Source organism: Sulfurimonas sp., assembly GCF_028694895.1.
Lineage (GTDB): Bacteria > Campylobacterota > Campylobacteria > Campylobacterales > Sulfurimonadaceae > Sulfurimonas.
Map to the genome: position 1 here is coordinate 1 of NZ_JAQVKA010000084.1, position 6,174 is coordinate 6,174.

General features: G+C 35.9%; 10 protein-coding genes. 8 read left to right on the plus strand and 2 right to left on the minus strand.

Annotation, left to right across the window (positions count from 1 at the left end; genetic code table 11):
- The 7 genes from metK to PHI38_RS08330 form a co-directional block, all read left to right on the plus strand.
- The coding region (metK, locus tag PHI38_RS08300) for a methionine adenosyltransferase (protein ID WP_299854965.1) at nt 1-738 on the plus strand (738 nt) is incomplete at its 5' end.
- A gap of 133 nt (nt 739-871) precedes the next feature.
- Entirely contained in the window at nt 872-1,156 is a 285-nt protein-coding gene (locus PHI38_RS08305; protein ID WP_299854969.1) for a 4Fe-4S dicluster domain-containing protein, read from the plus strand.
- Nucleotides 1,157-1,304: 148 nt separating this feature from the next.
- Entirely contained in the window at nt 1,305-1,718 is a 414-nt protein-coding gene (gene ndk / locus PHI38_RS08310; RefSeq protein ID WP_299854971.1) for a nucleoside-diphosphate kinase, read from the plus strand.
- 9 nt (nt 1,719-1,727) lie between these two features.
- Nucleotides 1,728-2,108, plus strand: a complete 381-nt coding sequence (locus PHI38_RS08315) for a hypothetical protein (RefSeq protein WP_299854973.1) — start codon at nt 1,728-1,730, stop codon at nt 2,106-2,108.
- Between the two features lie 22 nt (nt 2,109-2,130).
- The gene (rpmF, locus tag PHI38_RS08320) at nt 2,131-2,280 is read left to right on the plus strand and encodes a 50S ribosomal protein L32 (protein WP_008335740.1); all 150 of its coding nucleotides are present in this window, start codon (nt 2,131-2,133) and stop codon (nt 2,278-2,280) included.
- A gap of 3 nt (nt 2,281-2,283) precedes the next feature.
- Nucleotides 2,284-3,282, plus strand: a complete 999-nt coding sequence (gene plsX / locus PHI38_RS08325) for a phosphate acyltransferase PlsX (protein ID WP_299854977.1) — start codon at nt 2,284-2,286, stop codon at nt 3,280-3,282.
- Nucleotides 3,282-4,280 carry a beta-ketoacyl-ACP synthase III gene (locus PHI38_RS08330; RefSeq protein WP_299854979.1) on the plus strand — a complete coding sequence of 333 codons (999 nt, stop codon included), beginning with the start codon at nt 3,282-3,284 and terminating at the stop codon, nt 4,278-4,280. Before plsX ends, PHI38_RS08330 begins: the two co-directional genes overlap by 1 nt.
- Before the next feature lie 131 nt (nt 4,281-4,411).
- On the opposite strand, the gene PHI38_RS08335 is transcribed toward PHI38_RS08330, so the two are convergent.
- Entirely contained in the window at nt 4,412-4,780 is a 369-nt protein-coding gene (locus PHI38_RS08335) for an HIT family protein (RefSeq protein ID WP_299854981.1), read from the minus strand.
- A gap of 105 nt (nt 4,781-4,885) precedes the next feature.
- Between PHI38_RS08335 and PHI38_RS08340 the strand changes: the two genes are divergently transcribed.
- On the plus strand, nt 4,886-5,191 hold the full coding sequence (locus PHI38_RS08340) for a monooxygenase (protein ID WP_299854984.1): 306 nt from the start codon (nt 4,886-4,888) through the stop codon (nt 5,189-5,191).
- A 46-nt stretch (nt 5,192-5,237) separates the two neighbouring features.
- Here the strand turns inward: PHI38_RS08340 and PHI38_RS08345 are convergent.
- Nucleotides 5,238-6,174, minus strand: a 937-nt coding sequence (locus PHI38_RS08345) for a C-terminal helicase domain-containing protein (RefSeq protein WP_299854986.1), incomplete at its 5' end; no start/stop codon positions are given.

Genomic DNA, 6,174 nt, shown 5'->3' on the forward strand with positions numbered 1-6,174 from the left:
GCGCACCGTTTAACTAAGCGATTGGCTGAGGTTCGTAAAGAAGGAATTATTCCATACCTACGTCCAGATGGTAAAGCGCAAATAAGTGTCAAATATATTGGCAATAAACCAGTGAGCGTTGAAGCAGTAGTTGTCTCAACACAACACGCTCCAGAGGTATCGCAAGAGAAGATACGTGAAGATGTAATAAGAGAAGTAATAAGAGAAGTTATACCAGCTGAGATGATGAGTGATACAACTGTTTTTCATATTAATCCAACTGGAAAGTTTGTAATCGGTGGACCTCAAGGTGATGCTGGCGTGACGGGTAGAAAAATCATAGTTGATACTTATGGCGGAAGCTGTCCTCATGGTGGCGGCGCTTTCTCTGGAAAAGACCCAACAAAAGTAGATAGAAGCGCTGCATATGCATGCCGCCATGTTGCAAAAAATCTAGTAGCTGCTGGAGTTTGCGATAGAGTTACCATACAAATAGCCTACGCAATAGGTATATCCTCACCTGTTTCTATTATGATAGATACACACGGCACAGGCACTGTTGAAGAGAAAAAAATCGAAGAGTGTATAAAAGAACTTTTTGATTTATCTCCAAAAGGTATTATAGAGTCTTTAGATTTACTTCGTCCTATATACAGAAAAACTGCTGCTTATGGGCATTTTGGAAGAGAAGAAGAGGGCTTTACATGGGAACTTACAGATAGAGTTGAAGATATTCAAAAATATTTAAAAATCAGGTAGTTTTAAGTAGTAGATTTTTTAGTATATAAAAGTGTAACAAATTTATATAATTGTGTTTTTATGGAAGATGTTTTAGCTATCTTTAATTATCTTTTGTTAAACTTACCACGAAATTAATAATAGGAGAATCCTAATGGCAGTAATTATTGGTGATACATGTATTAACTGCGGCGCTTGTATTGATGAGTGTCCAGTAGAAGCAATTGTTGATGAGGATGATAATCCAACTGGTGAAGAAATTTATTACGTATATGCTAATAAATGTGTAGAGTGTGTTAGTTACCATGATGAGCCAGCATGTGCTACTGCATGTCCAACTGAAGGATGTATTACTTGGGATGCTGTGGGTGAGAGCCCTTCACATCGTGAGGATATAACAGATGACATGCGTGGAATCGGCAAAGCTATAGTAGAATAACTATTTTTTAAAAAAAGTTACAGAGCTTTTTGGCTCTGTAACTTCCACTTTAACCCCTTCTTTCTTGCAAATTTCTCTTTTTAATTTAAAATAAATTCTTTTTTAGATACAATTCCACTCTAATTTTTATATATTTATAGGAGATTTGATGGAACGCACACTATCAATAATAAAACCAGATGCAGTTGCAAAAGGTGTTGTCGGTAAGATTTTAGATCGTTTTGAGAGCAATGGTCTTAAAATTGCAGCAACAAGAAAAATGCAACTTTCTCGCGCAGATGCAGAAGCTTTTTATGCAGTTCATGCTGAGAGACCTTTCTTTGGTGATTTAGTTGACTTTATGATTAGCGGTCCAGTAGTTGTTTCTGTATTAGAAGGCGAAGGCGCACTAATCAAAAACCGTAACTTAATGGGCGCTACAAATCCTAAAGAGGCTGAAGCTGGAACTATTCGTGCAGATTTTGCTGAAAACATAGATGCAAATGCTGTTCATGGAAGTGATTCTTTAGAAAATGCAGCTATCGAAATAGCATTCTTTTTCTCTGAGAGAGAAATTTCTTAAGTAGATATTTTGAAAATATCTCTGATTAAGGTTGGCAAAACTCCACTTGACTTTGAAGTTACTTCTGATGAAATAACTTTTAAAGGTTTTTTACAGTATGATGCCAACAAATTAATTTTGCTAAAAGCACGATTAAATGGGGTAATTGACGTAGATTGTGATGTATGCGCTGATGAGTTTAAACTTGAAGTAGATGAAGATATAGAATTTTTTATCTCTGATGGAATCTATACGAAGAATGAAGAGACACTTTTAGATGTTGTTGAGTCACTAAGCTCTACACTAGACCTTAAAGAGCTTATGAATTCGGAGATAGAACTTATAAAAAGCGATTACAAAAGCTGCGAAAATTGCAAGACAAACAACGCTTCTTATGAAGAAACGTTTTAAATAAAATAGAAAGGATTATATTATGGCAGTACCAAAAAGAAGAGTCTCTCATTCACGTTCAGCAAAGAGAAGAACTCACTATAAGATAACTTTAGCTAAACCAGTTAAAGATAAAGATGGAACTTATAAGCTTCCACACCACATAAACCCAACAACTGGTGAGTATAAATAGTCAATGGTAAAGATTGCTATTGACGCAATGGGCGGGGACTTCGGTCCTAAGCCGATTATAGACGGTTGTATCCAAGCTCTCAAACAAAAACTTTTCATTCCTATTCTTGTAGGTAAAAAATCAGAAATTTTACCTCTATTACCAAAACGTTATAGAGATAAGATTTCTATAGTCGAAGCTGATGATGTTATATCTATGCATGATGCAGCTACTGACGCGTTAAAGAGAACGGAGAGTTCTATTTATAAAGCAATAGAGCTTGTAAAAAATAAAGAAGCTCATGGTGTAGTCTCCGCTGGTCACAGTGGAGCAACTATGACTCTGGCTACTCTTAGACTAGGGCGCTTAAAAGGTGTTTTAAGACCAGCACTTGTAGCATTAATGCCTACAAAAAGTTCTCGCAGATCTGTTATACTAGATGTTGGTGCAAACGTTGACTCTAAAGCTGAACATCTAGTACAGTTTGCTGTTATGGGTGGTTGTTATGCTGAGGATATGTTCAAAATTACTACTCCATCAATTGGATTATTAGCAAACGGTGAAGAGAAGAGCAAAGGAAATGAGCTTACAAAAGCTACATTTAAACTTCTTGATGGCTATAAAGGCTTCAAGGGAAATGTAGAAGGAAGTGATATTTTTAATGCGACATGTGACGTAATTGTATGTGATGGTTTTGTTGGAAACCTAGTACTAAAAGCTTCCGAGGGTGTTGCTTCAACCATAACTGGGTTGATAAAAGATTACATAAGAAAATCACCAATAGCAATAACGGGCGCACTTTTAATGAGAAAAGTTTTTGTACTACTTAAAAAACAGATGGATTATGCGGAGATAGGTGGTGCTCCACTTATTGGTATTCAAGGTTGTGCTATTGTTAGCCATGGAAAAAGTAATCCAAAAGCTATAAAAAATGCAATCTTTCAAGCTATAAAGTATGTTGATACTGGTGTAAATGAGCATATTATTGAGAGACTTGAAACGTTAAAAAACAAGGAAAATTAATGGTATATGCTGCATTTCGCTCGATTGGCGCTTACGTTCCTAGTAAAATCTTATCAAATGAAGATTTATCTAAAATGGTTGACACTACGGATGAGTGGATAACAAAGCGAACAGGCATAAAAGAGAGACATATTGCAGCCGAGGGTGAATTTACAAGTGATATGGGAGCAAAAGCTGCCGAAATTGCAATTAAGAGAAGTGGTATAGATAAGAGCAAGATTGATATGATAATCTGTGCAACTATTTCACCTGATTATTTTTGTATGCCCTCAACTGCGACTATTATAAGCACAAAGCTTGGCCTTGCAAATGTTACAGCATTTGACATCTCAGCTGCTTGTACTGGATTTGTATATGTACTCTCTATTGCAAAAGCATTTATTGAATCTGGAATGAAAAAGAATATCCTAATTATTGGTGCTGAGAGATTATCTTCTATAACTGATTATACAGATAGAGGCACTTGTATACTCTTTGGAGATGGTGCAGGAGCAGCTGTAATAAGTGCAACAAATGACAAAAGTGAAGCAATTATTGATGTACACACTGGAGCTGATGGAGGATTTGCGGATCTACTTATGACTCCAAATGGTGGAAGTGGATCTATTCACGATACACTGGACCAAGAAGCTAAGAGCTGTTTTATGCAAATGAAGGGCAATGAGACTTTTAAAGTTGCTGTTAAAACTTTAACAAAAGATGTTGTTGAAATCTTGCAAGAAAACAATATACAGAGCTCAGATATTAAACACTTTGTACCGCATCAAGCCAACCTTAGAATTATAAAAGCAGTTGGTGACGCACTAAAGTTAAAAGATGAGCAGGTAGTCCTTACAGTTGAAAAATTTGGAAATACTTCTGGTGCATCTATTCCAATGGCTATAAATGATATTTATGAGAGTGGAAAGTTAAAAGCTGGGGAGCTTATGCTTCTTGATGCTTTTGGTGGGGGACTTACGTGGGGTTCAGCATTAGTCCCTTTTAGTCCGTTAAAATAATTTTTCAAAATTAAAATAACACTTTTTCTCGATTTCTGTGTTACATACTGCAATATGCTCCTCAATAAAATAATTTTCTGCCTTGAACTAGAACAAAATTAAGAATTTTAATAGTGAAAAAGCTTCTTATACTAACTATTTTTCAAAGCTTCTTTAACTTTTTTAAAAAACTCTTCTTCATCTGGAAGATTTAGTTTAGCCTCTCTTTGCTTTTCTCCCCACATTGGGTTTGGAAAGTAGCTATCATCTTCAAATCTAGCCATTACATGTATATGCACACGTGGAAGCATGTTTGCAAATGATGCCATATTTATCTTCTTAGGGTTGTAGTATGCTCTCATCTCATCTTCAACAGCGTCATAAACTTCCCATAGCCTTATTCTTAGGCTTTTTGGAACATCACCCAGCTCTTTATATGGCTCTTTTGTAAAAATTTTTAGCCATGGTATCTCACTCTTTTCATGTTCTATATATAGCTCATTATCTTCATAAATAATCATGTTTTTTCTTTTTTTTAAAAATTATATCTAATTTATTCTACTCATGGTGGGATGATTTGTATATAAAGTAGATATGATTTTATTATTAAACATAAAGGATAAACAATGGTACTTTTACAGATAGATTTTCCATATAATGGACCATTTGGTAAAGATATGCTCGAAGCATCTGCTGATTTGGCAAAATCAATTGCTAAAGAGAGAGGACTAATATCTAAAATATGGACAGAAAATAAAGAGACAAAAGAGGCTGGTGGAATATACCTATTTCAAGATTTATCATCACTAGAGGCGTATCTTGAGATGCATACTGCAAGACTTCAAAGTTTTGGCATAAAAGATATTAGAGCAAAGATTTTTAATATAAATGAAGATTTATCAAAGATTACAAAAGCTCCGATTTTTTGGTAGTTAGGTTGTTAAAAACCCGATATACATCGGGTTTTTAAATATTTGTTTAGTCTCTACTTCTGCTGCGATTTCTATCACCACTTGGGCGGCTTCTCTCACCAGTGCTTGAAGCTCCACGGTAACCACCGCCGCTTGTACGAGCAGTTCTATCTCCGCCGCCTTCGCTTGAACGAGGTCTATCGCTACTTCCTGTTCTAGGTCTATCTGAGCTTGAACGATTTCTATCTCCGCTTGGACGGCTGCTTCTGTTTCCACGGAAACCACCACGTCCACCTTTTGAGTCTCTTCTTTTATCAGCACGCTCTAAAATAGCTGCTAATTTATCAGCAGGTATTCCGATACTGTTTGGACCTTGGATTGTCTGCTTATCTAAAATCATAGATACAAGTTTAAACATGATAGTAGGCTCATCGATATCCTCTTTTAACATATCTAAAATTTGATGTGCTTCACTATAGATACTTTGATCTTCTATAGTTGTAACTATTGATTTTAAGTTGATTGCACGTAAATCATTTTTACTTGGAACAAATGCATGAGTCATTGTAGTTCCAACTTTTTGCTTAATACGTTGAAGTTCTTTAAACTCAAGAGGAGTTAAAAGTGTGATAGCTTTACCTTTAGTTCCAGCACGTCCAGTTCTTCCGATTCTGTGTACATAAGACTCAGGGTCAAAAGGGATGTGGTAGTTAAATACGTGCGAAATATTATCAACATGTATTCCACGAGCAGCTACGTCTGTTGCAACTAGAACTTTAACACCATTGTTTTTAAAGCCCTTAATTACAGTTTCACGTTGACGCTGCTCCATATCTCCATGAAGTCCGTTTGATAGGTATCCAGCGCTTGATAAAACATTTGAGAGTCTATCTACTTCGCTCTTTGTTCTACAAAATACAATAGCTTTTTGACAAGCTTCTGAGTCCATAAGACGGATAATAGCGTCATCTCTTTCGCTCTCATCAATAACATAGTACTCTTGG

What these genes read in the sequence shown, in the direction of transcription:
- PHI38_RS08330 (WP_299854979.1), top strand. Translation starts at nt 3,282, where the DNA reads ATGGTATATGCTGCATTTCGCTCGATTGGCGCTTACGTTCCTAGTAAA.
- ndk (WP_299854971.1), top strand. Translation starts at nt 1,305, where the DNA reads ATGGAACGCACACTATCAATAATAAAACCAGATGCAGTTGCAAAAGGT.
- PHI38_RS08335 (WP_299854981.1), bottom strand. Translation starts at nt 4,780, where the DNA reads ATGATTATTTATGAAGATAATGAGCTATATATAGAACATGAAAAGAGT.
- plsX (WP_299854977.1), top strand. Translation starts at nt 2,284, where the DNA reads ATGGTAAAGATTGCTATTGACGCAATGGGCGGGGACTTCGGTCCTAAG.
- rpmF (WP_008335740.1), top strand. Translation starts at nt 2,131, where the DNA reads ATGGCAGTACCAAAAAGAAGAGTCTCTCATTCACGTTCAGCAAAGAGA.
- PHI38_RS08305 (WP_299854969.1), top strand. Translation starts at nt 872, where the DNA reads ATGGCAGTAATTATTGGTGATACATGTATTAACTGCGGCGCTTGTATT.
- PHI38_RS08340 (WP_299854984.1), top strand. Translation starts at nt 4,886, where the DNA reads ATGGTACTTTTACAGATAGATTTTCCATATAATGGACCATTTGGTAAA.